This window comes from Anaerocolumna aminovalerica, from assembly GCF_900115365.1.
Lineage (GTDB): Bacteria > Bacillota > Clostridia > Lachnospirales > Lachnospiraceae > Anaerocolumna > Anaerocolumna aminovalerica.
The window spans coordinates 1-18,139 of sequence record NZ_FOWD01000044.1; the positions used below are offsets into that span (position 1 = coordinate 1).

Annotated in this window: 17 protein-coding genes and 1 pseudogene; 1 reads left to right on the forward strand and 17 read right to left on the reverse strand. The window is 32.9% G+C overall.

Translation table 11 applies throughout. The features are described from left to right. Positions 1 to 267: 267 nt before the first annotated feature. From BM183_RS17555 to BM183_RS17580, 6 genes are all read right to left on the reverse strand, one after another. The gene (locus BM183_RS17555; protein WP_170848061.1) at positions 268 to 1,515 is read right to left on the reverse strand and encodes a glutamate-5-semialdehyde dehydrogenase; all 1,248 of its coding nucleotides are present in this window, start codon (positions 1,513 to 1,515) and stop codon (positions 268 to 270) included. Between the two features lie 80 nt (positions 1,516 to 1,595). Further along, positions 1,596 to 2,156 carry a 5-formyltetrahydrofolate cyclo-ligase gene (locus BM183_RS17560; RefSeq protein ID WP_091688433.1) on the reverse strand — a complete coding sequence of 187 codons (561 nt, stop codon included), beginning with the start codon at positions 2,154 to 2,156 and terminating at the stop codon, positions 1,596 to 1,598. Positions 2,157 to 2,347: 191 nt separating this feature from the next. Beyond that, complete coding sequence (locus BM183_RS17565; protein ID WP_091688435.1) at positions 2,348 to 2,557, reverse strand: DUF896 domain-containing protein; 210 nt, start codon at positions 2,555 to 2,557, stop codon at positions 2,348 to 2,350. Positions 2,558 to 2,775: 218 nt separating this feature from the next. Continuing rightward, on the reverse strand, positions 2,776 to 3,633 hold the full coding sequence (gene proB, locus BM183_RS17570) for a glutamate 5-kinase (RefSeq protein ID WP_170848060.1): 858 nt from the start codon (positions 3,631 to 3,633) through the stop codon (positions 2,776 to 2,778). A gap of 524 nt (positions 3,634 to 4,157) precedes the next feature. Next, entirely contained in the window at positions 4,158 to 5,771 is a 1,614-nt protein-coding gene (locus BM183_RS17575; protein WP_091688437.1) for an NAD(P)/FAD-dependent oxidoreductase, read from the reverse strand. A 19-nt stretch (positions 5,772 to 5,790) separates the two neighbouring features. Beyond that, complete coding sequence (locus BM183_RS17580) at positions 5,791 to 7,002, reverse strand: BaiN/RdsA family NAD(P)/FAD-dependent oxidoreductase (RefSeq protein ID WP_091688439.1); 1,212 nt, start codon at positions 7,000 to 7,002, stop codon at positions 5,791 to 5,793. Between the two features lie 293 nt (positions 7,003 to 7,295). Between BM183_RS17580 and BM183_RS17585 the strand changes: the two genes are divergently transcribed. After that, a complete protein-coding gene (locus tag BM183_RS17585; RefSeq protein ID WP_091688441.1) occupies positions 7,296 to 7,661 on the forward strand; it encodes a putative signal transducing protein in 366 nt (121 codons plus the stop codon). Positions 7,662 to 7,761: 100 nt separating this feature from the next. On the opposite strand, the gene BM183_RS17590 is transcribed toward BM183_RS17585, so the two are convergent. From BM183_RS17590 to BM183_RS21715, 11 genes and pseudogenes are all read right to left on the reverse strand, one after another. Next, positions 7,762 to 8,532 carry a BofC C-terminal domain-containing protein gene (locus BM183_RS17590; RefSeq protein WP_091688443.1) on the reverse strand — a complete coding sequence of 257 codons (771 nt, stop codon included), beginning with the start codon at positions 8,530 to 8,532 and terminating at the stop codon, positions 7,762 to 7,764. A 69-nt stretch (positions 8,533 to 8,601) separates the two neighbouring features. Then, complete coding sequence (locus BM183_RS17595) at positions 8,602 to 10,221, reverse strand: putative polysaccharide biosynthesis protein (RefSeq protein WP_091688444.1); 1,620 nt, start codon at positions 10,219 to 10,221, stop codon at positions 8,602 to 8,604. A 166-nt stretch (positions 10,222 to 10,387) separates the two neighbouring features. Beyond that, positions 10,388 to 11,473, reverse strand: coding sequence for a DUF3048 domain-containing protein (locus tag BM183_RS17600; protein WP_091688446.1), 1,086 nt, complete (start codon positions 11,471 to 11,473; stop codon positions 10,388 to 10,390). Between the two features lie 71 nt (positions 11,474 to 11,544). After that, positions 11,545 to 12,042, reverse strand: coding sequence for an rRNA maturation RNase YbeY (gene ybeY, locus BM183_RS17605; RefSeq protein ID WP_091688448.1), 498 nt, complete (start codon positions 12,040 to 12,042; stop codon positions 11,545 to 11,547). A gap of 15 nt (positions 12,043 to 12,057) precedes the next feature. Further along, positions 12,058 to 13,374 carry an HDIG domain-containing metalloprotein gene (locus BM183_RS17610; protein ID WP_091688450.1) on the reverse strand — a complete coding sequence of 439 codons (1,317 nt, stop codon included), beginning with the start codon at positions 13,372 to 13,374 and terminating at the stop codon, positions 12,058 to 12,060. 36 nt (positions 13,375 to 13,410) lie between these two features. Further along, positions 13,411 to 14,484, reverse strand: a complete 1,074-nt coding sequence (locus BM183_RS17615; RefSeq protein WP_091688452.1) for a PhoH family protein — start codon at positions 14,482 to 14,484, stop codon at positions 13,411 to 13,413. Further along, positions 14,459 to 15,700, reverse strand: a complete 1,242-nt coding sequence (gene yqfD, locus BM183_RS17620; protein WP_091688454.1) for a sporulation protein YqfD — start codon at positions 15,698 to 15,700, stop codon at positions 14,459 to 14,461. Before yqfD ends, BM183_RS17615 begins: the two co-directional genes overlap by 26 nt. Before the next feature lie 147 nt (positions 15,701 to 15,847). Beyond that, positions 15,848 to 16,234 (reverse strand): YabP/YqfC family sporulation protein, encoded by a 387-nt coding sequence (locus tag BM183_RS17625; protein WP_091688456.1) that lies wholly within the window; start codon positions 16,232 to 16,234, stop codon positions 15,848 to 15,850. Between the two features lie 329 nt (positions 16,235 to 16,563). Continuing rightward, a complete protein-coding gene (gene rpsU, locus BM183_RS17630) occupies positions 16,564 to 16,740 on the reverse strand; it encodes a 30S ribosomal protein S21 (RefSeq protein WP_033166800.1) in 177 nt (58 codons plus the stop codon). 353 nt (positions 16,741 to 17,093) lie between these two features. Beyond that, the gene (locus BM183_RS17635; RefSeq protein ID WP_091688458.1) at positions 17,094 to 17,744 is read right to left on the reverse strand and encodes a pentapeptide repeat-containing protein; all 651 of its coding nucleotides are present in this window, start codon (positions 17,742 to 17,744) and stop codon (positions 17,094 to 17,096) included. A gap of 111 nt (positions 17,745 to 17,855) precedes the next feature. After that, a pseudogene (locus BM183_RS21715) lies at positions 17,856 to 17,980 on the reverse strand (transposase); the annotation flags it as partial. Between the last annotated feature and the right edge of the window lie 159 nt (positions 17,981 to 18,139).

The following is an 18,139-nucleotide window of genomic DNA, read 5'->3' on the forward strand; positions in this document are numbered from 1 at the left end:
TGTTCCATTTTTAACAGGATTTTCTTTCAGGTATCCATTAACCATTTCACGTAGAGCCTGTCTTTCGGGAGACTCGTTCCTTCTTCTTTTCGCCATAAAATAAACCTCCAAACTGAGTAATTTTATTTTACATCAGTTTGAAGGTTTACACAAACTTTGGGATACACCCATTTACTGTTGCCAAATTTGCTTTCACAGCAGAAAAAGTCCGAGACTTACACCTTGAACTTTTTCTGCTATATTGGAGCCGTATTTTAACCAGACCGCTTATTCCCGTATTTGTCCATTTCCAAATATAATGTATTTAGTAGTGGTAAGTGCTAAAAGCCCCATTGGCCCTCTGGCATGGAGTTTTTGCGTACTGATTCCAATTTCTGCGCCAAATCCAAATTCTCCGCCGTCCGTAAAACGGGTGGAAGCATTAACGTAAACAGCCGCTGCATCTATTTCGTTGTGGAATTTCATAGCATGGTTATAGTCGTTAGTGATGATGGATTCTGAATGCTTTGTACTATAATAATTAATATGTTCAATTGCTTCCTCTATGGAATCTACTACTTTTAAAGAAATTATTTTATCCAGGTATTCCATACCGTAATCTTCTTCTGTTGCCGGCTCTATTTTATCACAAATTCCTTTTGCTCTTTCATCCCCACGAATAACAACTTGTTTAGCATTTAGTCGCTCATATACCAATGGAATAAAATTGTCCCCGATTTTACTGTGAACAACTAAAGACTCACAAGCGTTACATACTCCAAGCCTTTGTGTTTTAGCATTATCAATGATATTTAAAGCCATATCAAAATCTGCATATTCATCTACATAAACATGGCAATTACCGGTTCCTGTTTCAATAACAGGAACAGTACTATTCTCAACAACACTGCGGATTAATCCGGCGCCGCCCCTTGGTATTAAAACATCAATATATTTATTTAACCGCATCATTTCTGTTGCTACTTCTCTATCTGTATTCTCGATCAGCTGAATGGCATCTTCTGCAATACCTGCTTCTTTCAAGGCTTTACGGATAATAGTTACAATGGCTATGTTGGTATGAATGGCATCGCTTCCACCTCTTAATATAACCGCATTACCTGTTTTAAAGCACAATCCGAAAGCATCCGCAGTTACATTTGGTCTTGACTCATATATAATTCCTACAACACCCAAGGGAACTCTTTTTTCTCCGATCATAAGGCCATTTGGCCTTTGTTTCATGGAAATGACTTCACCTACCGGATCAGCTAAACCAATAATATCAAGAAGCCCTTTAGACATAGCTTCTATCCTTTCCGTATTTAATGACAAACGGTCAATCAAAGATTCTTTCATACCATTTTCTTTTGCTTTATTAATATCTGTTTCATTCTCTCGTAAAATATAATCCTTGTTTTCTATAAGAGCTTCCGACACTAATTTTAAACCTTCATTTTTTCTGAGCTGGCCTAATATATTTAATGCGGTTGCTGCCTTTCTTGCTCTGCTGCCGATATCCTCTAAATACTTCATCATGCATCCTCCTCTCTTAAAATACCTCTCAATGATTTGCACTATTATTCCAAAATAGTAGTTTCAATAAATAATATTAGTTATTCTATTATTCTTGTTGGTGTAATTATATAGTCCACCTTTTTATCATATTCCTCCGCCGGAAGCTTCTCATATATCTGAAAATCAAAGGCCAGTGCTATTTTTCTGATTGATTTATCTATATACTTGGTAAAAAACTTATCATAATAACCTTTTCCATATCCTATACGGTTTCTTTGTCTGTCAAAAGCCAATCCCGGAACTATACAAAGACTTTCTTCCGCAAGGGACGGAATTGCTTCCTCTCCGGAAAATGGTTCCGGTATTCCAAGTGTACCGGGCTTTAATTCTTCTAAAGCATTTATATAGTAAAACTTCATTTCATGATCTACAATCTTTGGTACAGCTACTTTCTTATTTTGTTCTAACGCCGTAAGAATAATATGGTTTGTAATTACTTCCTGATTAAAGGAAACATAGCAAAACAACTGATTACTATCCCTGAACCAGGAACTATTCAGTAACTTGTCTGTTATTCTGTTACTGTCCTCCTGAATTGCAGTTCTCGATAATTTAATTTTTGTTTCTTTTATATGAGCTCTTAATTCTTGTTTATTCATTTTAACCTTATTCCGGCACTTAGCCAATTAATATTGATAGTATTATTTATATTATCTATTGCTTATTTTTTATTGTTTATTTTTCTTTGATAATTATTGTTTTTTATTGCTTTTTTATTATTCCTTTACTTATTTTCCAATTGTTATATTCTATTGCTTTTTCCGTTGTTTATTATACCATTGCTTATTTTTTATTGTTTATTTTTCTTTGATAATTCTGTAACGGTACCATCCGGATTTAATAAGGATATATTATTCAACGTACCTCTTAAATTATTTCGAACGGCTTTAATATATTCACTTCTTAAGTCAGCCTGCTCTTTCTTTTCTTCTGCTGTAAGACCTTCATTTTGAGATTTTTTATAAAGTTCATTAATTCTTGCTAATTTTGAATCTTCCATTATACAATTTACTCCTTTCAAACTCTGGAGCCTTTATGCGTAGCACAAGTCTCCGGTTAAAAGAATATTGTTCTTTTAACCTTTTACCTTTCTGTTCTTTTAGGCTAATATAATCGTTTGCCTTATATTAGCGTGATTCTAAGTCTATGATTATATTAATGCTTTACTTATGAAATTCCTATTTATAAACTTAGAATACCCTAGTTTATCTGATAACCTTATTCTTTGTTGTATTGTTCTGTTTTAATGTAATCCAATAATACAAAATCTTTATTCTTATGGGCTTTAAATAAAGTTCCCACATTATTTCCTTCCATAACATCATTAATGATTGAAACATCTTCTCCATTGGCGATGACCATATCAGCTCCGGAATCGGTGGCAATTTTGGCAGCTACTATTTTTGTTGCCATTCCTCCGGTTCCAACAGATGTAGCAGTATCTTTTGCCATTTCATTTAATCCATTATCAATTACTTCAACAAAATCTATGAATTTTGCATTTTTATTCTTATGAGGATCGTCAGTATATAACCCATCTATGTCCGATAGTAAAATCAATAAATCTCCATGAACCAATGCGGTAACAATTGCGGAGAGGGTGTCATTATCGCCGAATTCAATTTCATCGGTAGAAACAGTATCGTTTTCATTTACAATGGGTATTACACCTAGTTTTAACAGTTCCTCAAAGGTATTACGGGCATTCTTTCTGCTAATATTATTAATCATAGTATCCTTTGTCATAAGAATCTGAGCAGGTACCTGATTATATTCCGCAAATAATTTCTGATATACCATCATGAGACGTGCCTGACCTACTGCAGCACAAGCCTGTTTTACTGATTTTGCTTTTGGTTTTTCCTTTAATCCTATGGTTTCCCTGCCAACTGCAATAGCACCGGAGGATACCAGAATTACTTCTTTTCCTTGGTTTCTTAAATCTGTTAATACTCTGACCAGTTTTTCTATCTTCATCAGATTAATGCTTCCTGTAGCCGGATGGGTTAATGAAGAGGAACCTATCTTAACTACAATTCTTTTCTTATCTTTTAAAGTTAATCGGCTGTTTATCATTCTTTACACCTTTTGTATATCACAACTGTTTCAGATGTGATACTGCCACAAATAAACAGATTGAAAGAAATCTTTGCGGCAGCCTTTCTTATATCTTTATTTTCTTTCAATCTTCCAAACCTTGAACCTTGTACCACTTTATATCAATAAATTATAGATGAAGAGATTAAGAATGAAATTCAAATGGATTCATTTTTGGTTTCTTCATGTTAATAAGCAAACAAATCAATTTATTAAGTTATTTTATTACAACATTAATTTCATTAATTATATTTCAATTAATTATACCACAAGCAATTATATTCAAGTAATTATATTCAAGTAATTATATTCAAGTAATATATTAAGCAATTATATTCAAGTAATATATTCAAGTAATTATATTCAAGTAATTATATTCAAGTAATTATATTCAAGCAATTATACCATAAGTAATTAATTTCAAGTAACTATACCACAAGTAATTACATCCAAGTAATTATATTCAAGCAATTATATATATTCAAACAATTATATTAAAGCAATCATACTGCTTTATATCGTGAAGCAATTGCTTCATAAACCTTTATACCGTCCATGGCTGCAGAAGTAATTCCACCTGCATAACCGGCTCCTTCTCCACATGGATAAATGCCTGATATATTGGATTCAAATTCTTCATTTCGAATAATGCGAATAGGTGAAGATGTTCTGGACTCCACACCTGCAAGTATTGCTTCCTCGTCTGCAAACCCTGGTATCTTTTTATCGAATGCCTGAACTCCTTCAATCAAGGTATCTGTAATATAATCCGGAAGGCATTCCCTCAGATTTGCAAATGTATACTGCCCCTTTATTATGGGCTTAATATGGCCTATTGTATCATTCTCTTGATTCCGGCACAAGTCTCCAAATAGTTGAACAGGTATTACACCCTTTCCGGTTTTATATGCTGCCTTTTCCAGTATTCTTTGATATTCTATACCGGATAGGGCTTCCGGAATATCATTGGCTTTCGGAAAATCCTCCGGAGTAACGGTAACAATCAATGCACTATTGGCATTTTCTTCGTCTCTGGCATGATTGCTCATACCATTTACAACTAGACCTCCTTGTTCAGAAGAAGAATTAACAACAAAACCTCCCGGACACATGCAAAAAGAATAAACCCCTCTTCCAGAGCTTGCCTGATGACTTAGTTTATAGTCTGCCGCCGGTAATTTTTCATATAAGTCACCATATTGGTTGTGGCTTATTAACTTTTGCGGATGCTGAATACGTACACCTACTGCAAATGATTTTTGAATCATATCCAATCCCTTTTTGTATATTAATTCAAAGGTATCTCTTGCACTATGTCCAACGGCTAATACTAAAGTATTACACTCCAATACTTCCTTATGATTAAGTTCAACACCGGTCAGCCTTCCCTTTTCTATAAATAAGTCCGTCAGGCAGGTTCGAAATCTCACTTCTCCACCTAATGCTATAATTTCCTTTCGAATACCTTGAACAACTCCTTGTAACTTGTCTGTTCCTATATGGGGTTTGTTAAGATAGAGAATTTCTTCCGGCGCACCATGTTCTGCAAAAATCTCAAGAACCTTACGGCCTCTTCCAAACTGGTCTTTAACTAGTGTATTTAATTTACCGTCGGAAAAAGTCCCTGCTCCTCCTTCGCCAAACTGCACATTAGAATTCTCATCTAACTCATTGGTTTGCCAGAAGTGTTCTACCGCCTTCACACGATTCGATATTTCATCTCCCCGCTCTAAAATAATCGGAGCATAACCTTCTCTGGCCAACATCAAACCGCAGAATAATCCTGCCGGCCCAAAGCCTGCTATTACAGGCCTGTGTTTCAATTTTTCATTTCCGCTGGGTCTATAACTATACTTTTGCCTTTCACCTATGGTGATGTTGCTATTATGAAGTTTCTTTACTATTTTGCCTTCATCCTTTACTTCCACTTCCAAACTATACACATAATTAGTATTATGAATGGATGATTCATTTTTCTTTCTGGCATCAATGGATTTCTTAACGATTGAAAAGTGTATAATATCTGATTCCTGTATTTTCAATTGCTTTGCAATCTGTTTCTTTAAGTCTTCCTTTGTATGATCTATCTTTAATTTTAATTGGGTAATTTGGATCACTTCACACTTCTCCCGTCTATTATAAATTCATTCCTGCAATTGCCCCGGTAGACCACGCCCATTGAAGATTATAGCCTCCGCAAGTACCATCCACATCAACAAGTTCACCGGTGAGATAAAGTCCCTTCACCAGTTTCGATTCCATAGAAATTGGTGAAATCTCAGCAGTATCCACCCCTCCTGCACTTACTTGTGCCTGCTCAAAAGGATTTGTCTCTGAAATAGGAATCTTCCATTCCTTTATCTGATTAACTAGATCCGTTATATTGTTCCTATTTACTTTTTCCCATGACAAAGCAGGTTCAATTCCAACTTCTTTTAACATTATAAATGTTAATTTATTATTAAACAGTCCCACCATAGACTCTTCTGCTGTTTTTTTGGGATTACTTTTTATTCTTTCAGTTATTAGTTCAAATGTATCTTTCCAATTAAGGGATGGTAAAAAATCTACCTTTAGATCAACCCTCTTATTTTCACTTATTGCTTTTGCTGCAAATCTGCTTAATTGAAAGATAGGAATACCTGACACTCCATAATTAGCTATAAGCAGTTCACCCTTCTCTTCAGCTGTAAATCTATCATTTACGAATAACTTAATATAAGCTTCCGTTCTAACACCTGCCAAAGTTTTAAAATACTTTTCTTTAGACTTTAACTGCACCAGTGCCGGCAGTGGTTTTATAATCTTATGCCCCAATTCTTTTGCTAACAGATACCCACTTCCGTCAGAGCCATGATTAGGTGAGGCACAGCCTCCTGCTGCCAAAATCACCTTATCCGCTGTAAAGTCACCTTTATTGGTAGTAAGTGTAAATATGTTTTTATTCTTATAAATGTGCTCAACATGTACTGCTAAACAAATATTTACTTTTAACTGCCTTAACTCCATCTCTAACACCTGAACTACGGAGGCCGCCTGTTCAGAATTAGGATAGACATACCCCTCTCTCTCTTTCGGATATATGCCTAATTGGCGGAAAAAATCTATAGTTTCATGAACACCAAAAACTGATAGCACTTTCATAGGAAAGGTACTGTCATTGCTTCTATAACACTCCGGTAACTGAACTAAGTTGGTATAATTACACTTTCCATTTCCAGTAGCCAGTATCTTTTTACCAGTTTTATCTTTATGCTCTAAAATAGTGACCTTATGCCCCCGTCTTGCGGCAAAAATTCCTGCCGTCAAACCCGATGCACCACCGCCAACAATAATCACATTTTTCATAGAGGAACTCCTCTCAAACAAGCTATTTTTCATTACAATATATTTTAACCGTACACACTTATTATTTCAAGTATAATTATAAAGTGGTCATTTCTTCGCCTATATGAATTCCTTGTTAATATATACATACTAAACACACTAAAAGCATACGTAACTGATTGTCTCGAAATATTTTGATAAAAATTGTATTTTAGAGAAGTATATACTTAACAGATAATAAATTTATTTGCAGCTTCTAAGTTTTATACTATAATAAAACTAATTATTCTAATAATAAACCTGGAGGTAGACCCATGATAACGAATCCGGTTAAACTAGTATCAGCAGTAAATAATATAGATGCTGAACTTATTATTAATTTACTCCACAATAATAATATTACCTGTTATAAAAAGAGCAGAGGTTCAGGCGGATATATGAATATTTATATGGGATATTCCGTATATGGAGAAGATATCTATGTAGATAAAAACGACTATGAAAAAGCAGAACAATTATTAAATGAAATATCTGAAGCTCAAGAATTAATTCCGGAAGACCGGGATAATGACAATGCTCCTGTTCCATTTTTCAAAAACCCAAGAATAATTGCAAGAATTTTGTTAATTACGATGCTGGGCGGTATGCTATTAACGGTTTTATTGAATATTATATATTAATAAAAAGACCCTTCATTATTAGATCCATAAAATTAGGAATGTTGCAATTAAAAATAATTACAACATTCCTTTAAAACCCCTCAGTATAGTACTATTTTAATCAGCTGGAGTAATTCTCCAATATAGAATATAATTCTTCTTCATCTTTTACAAATATACCTTCCTCCAGTTTTAATTGCTCATATTGAGTCAAATGTTCAACTGTAACTTCCGTATATTCATACACTGTCTTTTGGTCTCCATAATAGACAACAATTTTACCATTTTGAGATTTTAAAAAGAACTGATTCTCTACCAAATCCTTATTATATGTTTTTCGCAATGTAACCTTTTTTTCTGAGAAAGTTAATAGTTCAAAAGAAGTTAATCCATTTTTAAACTCGTCAAAAGTTAAATCGTTCATGTAATTATGAAGATACTCAATGACTTGTATACGGGTTAGTCCAACTAAGTAACTTGGTACTTTTAATTCTTCTTCAGCCATATTTCCAGTAGTAAGATCATAGGTTTGTAAAATATATTGGGTACTTGGTAATATAATGGCTTCATCAACCGTATCAACTGGTACGGAGTTATCTTCCGAATCCAGGTTGTTTGCATTGTTTACAGCATCAGAATTGTTCATATTCGCAGTGCTATTACCCGTTTGTCCATTGCTAACATTCTGTGCTATATTTGTAGAAGTTCCTTCTTTATCAATTTGCAGGAACCCATTTTGTTCTAAAGATAGTATTAAGTCTTTGTTTCGTTCTACTGCATTTTCATTAAATTTCTTTAAAGCATTCCGGTAGCTTAAAAAGTAACATACCGAGAACATAACTGCCAAAGAAAAAAAACTAATGAAATACACAAATGCCTTCTTGATTTTCACAAAAATCACTCCTTTGGCATTAAGTATTCACTAGTTTTTCCCATAATATACAAGATTGGTATGAATTAATTACATCAAATGAAATTTATTTGCATACCGGATAATCGTTCTTCCCATGGGCATTTCGTAAAGTTCTTCTTCTGTAATTGTTTTTGTGACTAATATAAGAATACCATAAATTAATACAGCAATTAAAATAGCTGCTATTGTACTAATAAAATTACTCTTTAATAAACTATGTAGCCCAAAATATGTTAGAAAAGCAATCACTCCCATAATAATTGCACAGGCTCCCGGCATTATAAAAGTTTTCATAACTTCCTGTTTATAGTTTAAATACCGTTTTACCGCAATCCAGTTTAATATACAAACCATCAAACCAAAAGTAACCGTTCCAATAACAAGGCTATATATGCCTAAATCAAATACCTGCATTAAGACATAAATTAAAATTGTGTGAACTACTAGTGATATTGCAGAATGAATAACCGGAATATGCATTTTGTTGATCCCTTGTAATACTGCACTTGTGATAGTAGACAAAGACAAGAAAATCACTGCTATAGCTCCTATATATAATAAATTAGCAGGCAGGCTGCGATTGTCACGAAATAGTAACTGTAGAATTGGAGAGGCCAATACTCCTAAGCCAACTGCGGAAGGTATGGCAATAAGCATGTTGAATTTAATAACTGAATGAACTTTATTCTTTATTTCCAAGTTGCTTCCCATTACTTTTGCAGATGCTATTCCTGGTACTATGGTAGACGCTAAAGCAGATGCTATAGCAACAGGTACATTAATTAAGATATTATATTTACGGGCATATATTCCAAGTAATGCACTTCTTTCCTCTCCAATCAGCCCCTTACCTCCCATAACATGTCCAAATACGGCATTATCAATCACAGAACTTAATTGATAAACTGTCTGGCTTAGAATAACAGGTACTAAAGTAATAAATAATGCTCTATATAGTTCAGAATAACCCTCCGAATATCCTGTTTTATCTTTCCTCAATTGCTTATCAATAATTGGTTTATACAAAGCAAATACAAAAGCTAAGAATAATAAGGCTATACATGCACCGATAAAAGTTCCTAAAGTTCCCCCAGCAGCACCATATGCTGCAATATCATCAGATGCACTGTGTGACTTCATTAAAAAATAAGCTGCTATTAAACTTACAGCTGCATTTACAATCTGCTCAAGTATTTGAGAAATTGCAGTTGGCAGCATGGTATTTTTCCCTTGAAAGAATCCCCTTAAAACACCCAATACTGCAAATACAAATATAGTAGGTGCCAATACTCTAAGGGGCATAGCACTCCTTGGTTCATCATATATAGCAGATGCCAGAAAATCGGAGCCAAAATATATGACAAGAGAAGTAACGGCTCCCACTACTAACGCAAACCCCATAGAGCATAAGAAAACCCTATAGGAGTTGCGATATTCTTTTTTAATATTTCTCTGTGATACCAATTTTGATACTGCTAATGGTAAACTATAAGAGGATATAATTAATGCAATATTATAGATATAGAAAGCATTGGAATAGTATCCCATTCCTTCGTCTCCTATCATATTGGTTAAAGGTATACCGTAGAGAAGACCAATTAACCGAACTAATATAGAGGAGACCGCTAAAATACTCCCTTGTACCAAAAAATTATTCTTCTTACCCATGATTCCTCCAATAGTAAATTACATTTCTTTTGTATATTTGTAAGTGTTTTATCAAAATGTACAATAATTGATGTTTCATTAATTATTGAAAGCTAAGTCTGAATGATAAACTTTTTCATGCTAATTCATTATATTTTGAATTTCTATATATCTTATATAAAATAAATTATTCCATAACTACTTCACCTGTTTTGCTGGTTCTGTCATTTGGAAACACCGCTATATAAGTTTTACCGGGATTTATGGTTAATTTTTTACCGGAAGCATCAAAATACTCTAGTGACCGATTTGCTTCTTTCATGGTCCAACTAATTTCAACCGCTTTTCCATTAGTAATATAAAATCCCTTACCACTGGAATCCTCAATATCCATGGTTTGATAATCATTTTTATCAATATCCCATTCCTTTACAAACTGAACAAGAATATTTTTAAAAGTTAATTGTTTACCCGTATTATAGTCTGTGTGCTCCTTATCAAATTGAAAACGTTTATATACTTTATCTTTACTGTCATAAGTAAAATAAGGTGAATTATAATTAGAAAATGGTATGGTTACTTTCTCTGCATTCATACCACCGCTTAGATCCGTATCTTTTTCAAAGAATTGAAAATTACCTTCATATCCATCTTGATAATTTCTTTCATATCCTTTAATTTCAACACCTTTTAAAATTTTGTCCTTACTGGTAAATGCATTGTGAGGCGCTTTAATAGATTTATCACGATAATATACTGTGTCACCAATACCGGTCAGCCCGTCTAAATCGTTAATTCCTAACTTTTTCATTTTTTTCTTAGCATAAGTTGTTTCACCAAAATGAAGATATATAGCATCAAAGGCATCTGCAAAGTTTACATAATAATGTCTTGCACTACGTATGGAGCCAATTCTCTCTTCATTTAAATTCTGTTCTTCAAATATTCCCATTAACCTGGTGATACCGCCTTCTACAATTGCTTCATATAAAACAGATGCCTCAGATATACCACTTTGAGGAGAAGCTAATTTCAGGTTATTGAACATAATGGCATAGGGCCTTTTATCACCATATTCTTTTGGAATCCATAGACCTGATAATTTACTTTTCACTTCATTATCATGATTTTCTGGTTCTTCGGTTGGAGTAGGCGTTAAAGTTACTGTAGGAGTAGGTGTTATCTGATTATTATCTTCCGTTCCCTTCTTCTTACAAGCTATTAAGAAACAAGCCGTTATAGTTAATAATAATAATAAAATGCGTTTTTTCATATAATATAAATTCCTTTCTTATACGTTTATTCTGATGTTCATTACTGTAAAAATTCTTTGTCTTCTTATTATTACCTATAAATCTTAAGTTCTTCCAGCACTTGTCTTTGTTTCTCTTCCATTACTGTTCTTTCCCTTTCCTCCATATGATCATACCCAAATAAATGCATCATACTGTGTGCCGTTAAAAATGCAAGTTCTCTTTCTTCAGAATGCCCATATTCAGCAGCCTGCTCCATTACCTTTTCAACAGAAATAATAATATCCCCCAGTAATAATTCTCCGGTTTCGGGATTAAATGAATCATTATCTTCGTCCTCCAATATAGAAAAATCACCGGGTGATTCATATGCAATCATGGGAAAAGACAGAACATCCGTAGGAACATCTATATTCCGGTATTCTCTATTGATATCTTTAATTTCCTTATTATCCGTCAGGATTAGGTTTAATTCAATTTCGTATGGACACTCTTCTAAATCAAGTGCCATATTTACTACTTTTGTAATAATGGATTCATAATCTAAATGTAATTTAATTTCTGTTTCGTATTCTAAATTTAAGGTCATGGTGCCTTTCCTTTCTTATTCCATATGTAAATAAAAATCTTTTAATATATTATACTCTTTAACCGATAAACCGGATTGATCCAAGCTTCCTTTGGTTAAACGCATTTGAAATACATTATTAACAATTTTATCAAAAGAAATTCTTTCACCTGGTACCGATTTTTCGGAAGCTGAGTTTTCAAAAACTTTGTTATCTAATTGGATTATGTACTCTTTCATTGACAGAATACTTAACGTTAGCATTACAATGGCAGCTTCCGGGGATTGAGGTTTTTCATAATTCATATTATGTTGGCGGATAATGTCTGAAATAACTTGAGGAAGGTGATAGGCTTCTGCAAGTTTTATTCCCTCCTCAACGTATTTCTTTCCTTCTAATCTTCCTATTTGATGATAATAGCCTCCAGCTTTTGCAATAGCTTCATTAGCATCAATGGACTTTGCTGCACCAGCAGAGATTTCGCCAATCTGAATAGACTGTCTGTATAATTTATCGGAATAGTCCTTTAATCTTTCTAACAAGGGAAAATCTAATTGCAGTACTTCCTCTAATGTGTGATTACCATCCTGGTCTGTTAATTGAACAACCTTATTCAATAAGCCCTTGTCTGGTAGATCTCCATTGGCTGTTACCTCTAATGTAACAGCAATTTCATCCAAGCCCTCTTTATTCTTCTTTTCTGCTGTCCATTTATAATAAAAATAATGGACACTATAAGTAATTCCAATTACCCCTATACTGGATAATAAGGAATACACTGCATCTATATTTATGGTATCCCATAACATAAAATTATTCATAATGAACAGCAATGTAATCTGAATCGAAAGAACGATTACCACGGTAATTCCCAAAGTATTAACTTTTTTCATAGAGTTGGACAGCAGGCACATTAAAGTTCCTACGATCAATAAATATACCATAATATCTATGCTGATTTCTCCGATAAAACTTGCAAAAAAGATTAAATTATAAGTAAATATTAATCCTAAATGCATATCAAACAAAGCAGCTATAATAATTCCGCCAACCATCCAGAGGTGTACCTCATCATTGTTCCTGGTTAACATGGCAATGAGAAAAGAAATAAAATAACAAGCTATAATAAAATTTTTGAAATACGGCAGTTCATCTATTTTCAGATTAAAACTATGAACATAAAAAACCGTAATGGATAGCAACACTAATATCAATATAAATAACTTTAGAATATCAATAGGGGTTGTCCCTTCCAAATATCCCAAAGCAACCATCATAACAGCCGACAGAAGCCCCAATATAACCCATAAAGATTTTATGGATAGTCCAATTTTTGATACTATATTTCTCACATTTGTTCCTCCGTGCTTTATCAATGGATTGATTCCTTACATTTTTCTTCCTTTGTTTTTCTTATCTCTTGGCTTTGGGCTTCTGATTTTATAGTTTTTAAGAGACTTTCCTTCTACCTTGCCGTTATCAAGATTTTTTGCCATTCCTCTGTTTGTTCTCGTTTCATAAGTGTCATAAGCCATGACGATTTTTTGTACCAGAGGATGTCTTACAACGTCCTGACCGGTTAAGAAGGAGAAACCAATGTCTTGAATTTTACTTAATACCTTTATTGCCACGTCAAGTCCTGATTGTGTTCCGGAGGGTAAGTCCTTCTGCGATAAATCACCAGTTACCACAACCTTTGAGCCAAAACCGATACGTGTTAAAAACATCTTCATCTGGGCAGGTGTGGTATTCTGAGCTTCATCTAATATAATAAAAGCATTATCTAAAGTTCTGCCTCGCATATATGCAAGAGGAGCCACTTCAATTAAGCCTTTTTCTGTATTTTTTAAATATCCTTCTGCTCCCATAATCTGATAAAGGGCATCATATAAAGGTCTTAAATATGGGTCTACCTTACTTTGCAGATCTCCTGGTAAAAAACCTAGTTTCTCACCTGCTTCGATGGCAGGTCTGGTTAAGATGATCTTACTTACTTCATCATTCTTAAATGCGGTTATAGCCATTGCCATAGCAAGGTAAGTTTTACCTGTTCCGGCAGGACCAACACCAAAAGTAATCATTTTCTTACGAATTTGATCTACATATGATTTTTGACCTAATGTTTTTGGTTTAATTGGTTTTCCGGATATGGTGTGACAGATTAGATCCTGATCGATTTCCACAATAGCAGCTTCTTTATCTTCAAAACTTAGTGCTAATGCATAATTTACATTTTGTTCCGTTATGGTATTGCCTCTTCTTGAGAGTTCCACTAATTGACTGAATATATTTTTGGCTTTGTTTGCATTATCACCTTCACCAATTACTTTTACTTCACCATTTCTTGCAATCACAGTCACATTTAGTGCTTTTTCTATTATTTTTACATATTCGTCGAATTGACCGAATATATTTTTCTCGTGTTCTGCAGGTATGTCAATTTTGATTTCCAGTAGACTCATCGCTTTCTATAATCCTCCACTCACTGTCGTCGATTGTTTTGTAATCTTTGATTGGTTCTTCTACAATAATTTTACCCTTTGCAGTACAATAATTATTCTTAACAGATAGTTCAACTTTATTTTCAAGTATAACAACATCTTGTTTCATTAAATTTTCAAGATATCTTCCCATTCTGTTTCTCCCTAGTTCCAATGCTTCCTCTTTTGTATAGGTTTTAGGTACTTCAACATATTCTCTGTAATTAATTTTAGAATAACTTAATGGAAGATAAAAATTGTCTGTCAAATGTAACGTAGATTCGTCTACAATTATATCATACTTACCATACATAATTCTAGGATTATATATATTAAATTTCTTAAGAAAAAATGTTAGACCATATCCGGATTTCATTTTACCGGTATACTGTCTTTGTGTGTATTTTAGCGGAAAGGTATCTTCATAATCATAATAAGTCTTTCCTGCAATATCAGCATCTGCAATGACCGGTCTTTTAGTTAATAGTATGTCATTATCTCCAATAATATTTACAACACCAGATACTAAAATATCTCCCTTTTTCACAACAGCACCAACTTCTACCATGGGCGTTCCTGTTCTTGTTACAATCTGGGTAATAATAGCGTCTTTTGATGCAACAATATGGCACGGTTCAGTAGCAGTTACAGCCGGAGCCGGCATATTGGTTTCCGTTATTTTTATAATTAATCTGGTTCCTTTGATTTCTGCAGATACCCATCCTATATCGCGATAGGTTCCTCGAATCAGTTCCTCAATTTCCTGACAGTCTACTTTCTTTTTCTGAATTCCCATAAATACTTCATTTTTCTTTAAAAATTTAATCATAGCTTCTTCGGTGTAGGAATGTCCCCCCAAAATACTGATGTCCCAAATAAATAAGGAAAGCACATAAAGAATAAAGCAAAAAATAAGGATTCCTAATATAAATCCCTTTCTGCCTTTATATTGTTGGACTAAAAAAGGTAATCCTTGTCTTCTTTTTATCAATGGTATGGTACCTGTTTTTCGAGCGATGGGCTTTAATTTTCTATAATCCTTGATCATGATATAACATTCATAATCCCCATCCACATTTTGCAGGTTCCATAGAAATATGCCCCGGTTACTGCATAAATTAATAAAGCGTTCAGGAGATTGCCCTTTTAGTCTTATAAGCAGGTAACCTCGAACCCAGCGAAATAGCTTAACAACCATGCTTAAGCCTCCATTTTTCTGCGAATATCAATACAAAATTTCCTATACTTATCTCGATTATAAAACCTCTAAAAATTCCTTATGAAAATCTTGAATTTATGGGTTTTTATAAGGATTGTTTTGCAAGGTTTTAATGAGAGATTAGTATTATGGCCGTTGCAAATCTTTTCCTGTAACAAAATCAATACTGAATATCATTCCTATAATTTTCATTTCATCATTAGTAAAATACTCTATATTTAGATTTTTACCTTCAATGTTGACTCTTCCGATTTTAGTTAATATACGAATAGAATTACTATTATATTCCAAGATTCCTTTATAATTTTCTATATACAATTCATTTCTTCCAATAGCCGTAATGATTGGTGCTCCTGCCAACATATCCGAAGGCAGGCGCAGCTGATTGGAAAGGCTTTCAAGATAGGTAATTCTCTCTGCCTTTTCATGTTTTTTGGCTTTATCTATAGAATCATATAATTCTTTATGATTTTTTTCTTTATTTTTTTTATGGCTAGACTTAAACTTTTTCATCCATACCTCTTTGCACAATTCCTGTACTATTATAGAATATATGGTATAACGGCATGTCATATTCGTAATTTCTATAAGGATACCAAAAAACAAAGGAGAATCCTTTAACGATTCTCCTTCTTTATGCCCTGTATCAATATTTTATAATTATCTCATATAAAACTCTGAAAACCCTTCGCTTAAATTTATAATTTCAAGTTTCTTTAGTAAGATTTTAATGAGAGATTAGCATTAATTAATATAAAAAGCTATTCCGTTACGAAATCAAACCCCTAAACCATTCTTTAATGATCTAAGGGTTTAAAAGTTTACTTTTGTAGACTTTATTCTTATTTGAATTTACGTTTACGAGCAGCTTCAGACTTTTTCTTACGTCTTACGCTTGGCTTTTCATAATGCTCTCTTTTACGGATTTCTTGCTGAATGCCTGCCTTTGCACAGTTTCTCTTAAATCGACGTAGAGCACTATCTAAAGTCTCATTATCTTTTACAATAACATTTGACATAGTCTCACACCTAACCTCCCTCCAGTTGTGTATTGTGCCTATACAACTGTTTGGGTATAATTTGAATAGCACTATAAAGATTATATTATCGGTTATACCTTTTGTCAATAGCTTTTTCCATTTTTGTATATTATAAGTGTATTACGTTTAACAACGAATTGTTGCTAATCATTATTATAAGGAAAAAAATAAAAATTATTTAACCTTTTCCAAAAAATTAATTTTCTTAATTATTTACTATATTTCCCCTTTACAAAAGAACATCTGCATGTTATGCATTGTGAACATTCGTTGCTATCCACTTTGTTTCGTCATGAATAAGTATCTTACTATAACACTTAATTTTATAAAATTTACTTCACAACAACTCCTAATAGGACTATTAAACCTGCAGCTTGAAAATGATTTATAATAGCACCTTCTAACTCTGTGTAATTACTGGATACAATAATTCCTTCTAAATCACTTTGGGTAAAATCTATTCCTTTAAGTTTAGTATTGAAAAAATTTGTATTTATAAATTTCGTTGCATTCGTTTGAAAATTTTTCACTTTACATTCAGTCATATTTACACTAGTCATATCACTTTCATTAATAAAAATGTAATTTAAACTTAAATTATCAAAATTAGCATAATGAAAATTAGAATCCATTATATATGACTGTTGTAAAGAGCTATTAGATAAGTTTACCCCTATACATTTACATGAAATAAATTCACAACGGTTAAAGTAACCATCTTTAAAGTTGCTGTTAGATAGATCACATGATTTAAAGATAACATCTATAAAACTAGATTTTTCTAACGAACAGTTAATAAATTTACAATTTTCAAAAATTACCTCATTAAAAGAAATATGTGATAAATCTTCATCAGTTAGAAAGACATCTTTTATACGCTTTTTAACAATGTCTATTTCCTCCATCTTAGCTTGATATATATATGGAAGTAAATCCTCTACAATATTTAATTCATATGAAATGTTAGGTTTTTTAATTTTCATGTCTTGTTCCCCCTTGTATATAAATTTATTCAATATAGAAATATTATCGAACTAAGCATACTCAAAAGCATATAGACTTATAACTATACTAATAAAAATAAGACCTAGTTAACCATATGCACAAAGAATTAGAATATCCTGCAACCCTCGGTTTTTTAATTCGTTTAAGACACAAGACAATATTTGTTACTTTTATTTTGGCCTATTAGAAGGCTAATAACTTCTTTCATACCGTTTAATATAGTTATTTTTTATATCTTATCTTGTATACTACTTTAAAAAATATACCGTATTTATGACTATTATAAAAAAGATAAACCCTTGAAAACACTAGATTCTCAAAGGTTTAATTTTCCCTAAAAGCAATAAATATTTCAATTTCGTCAACATTTGAT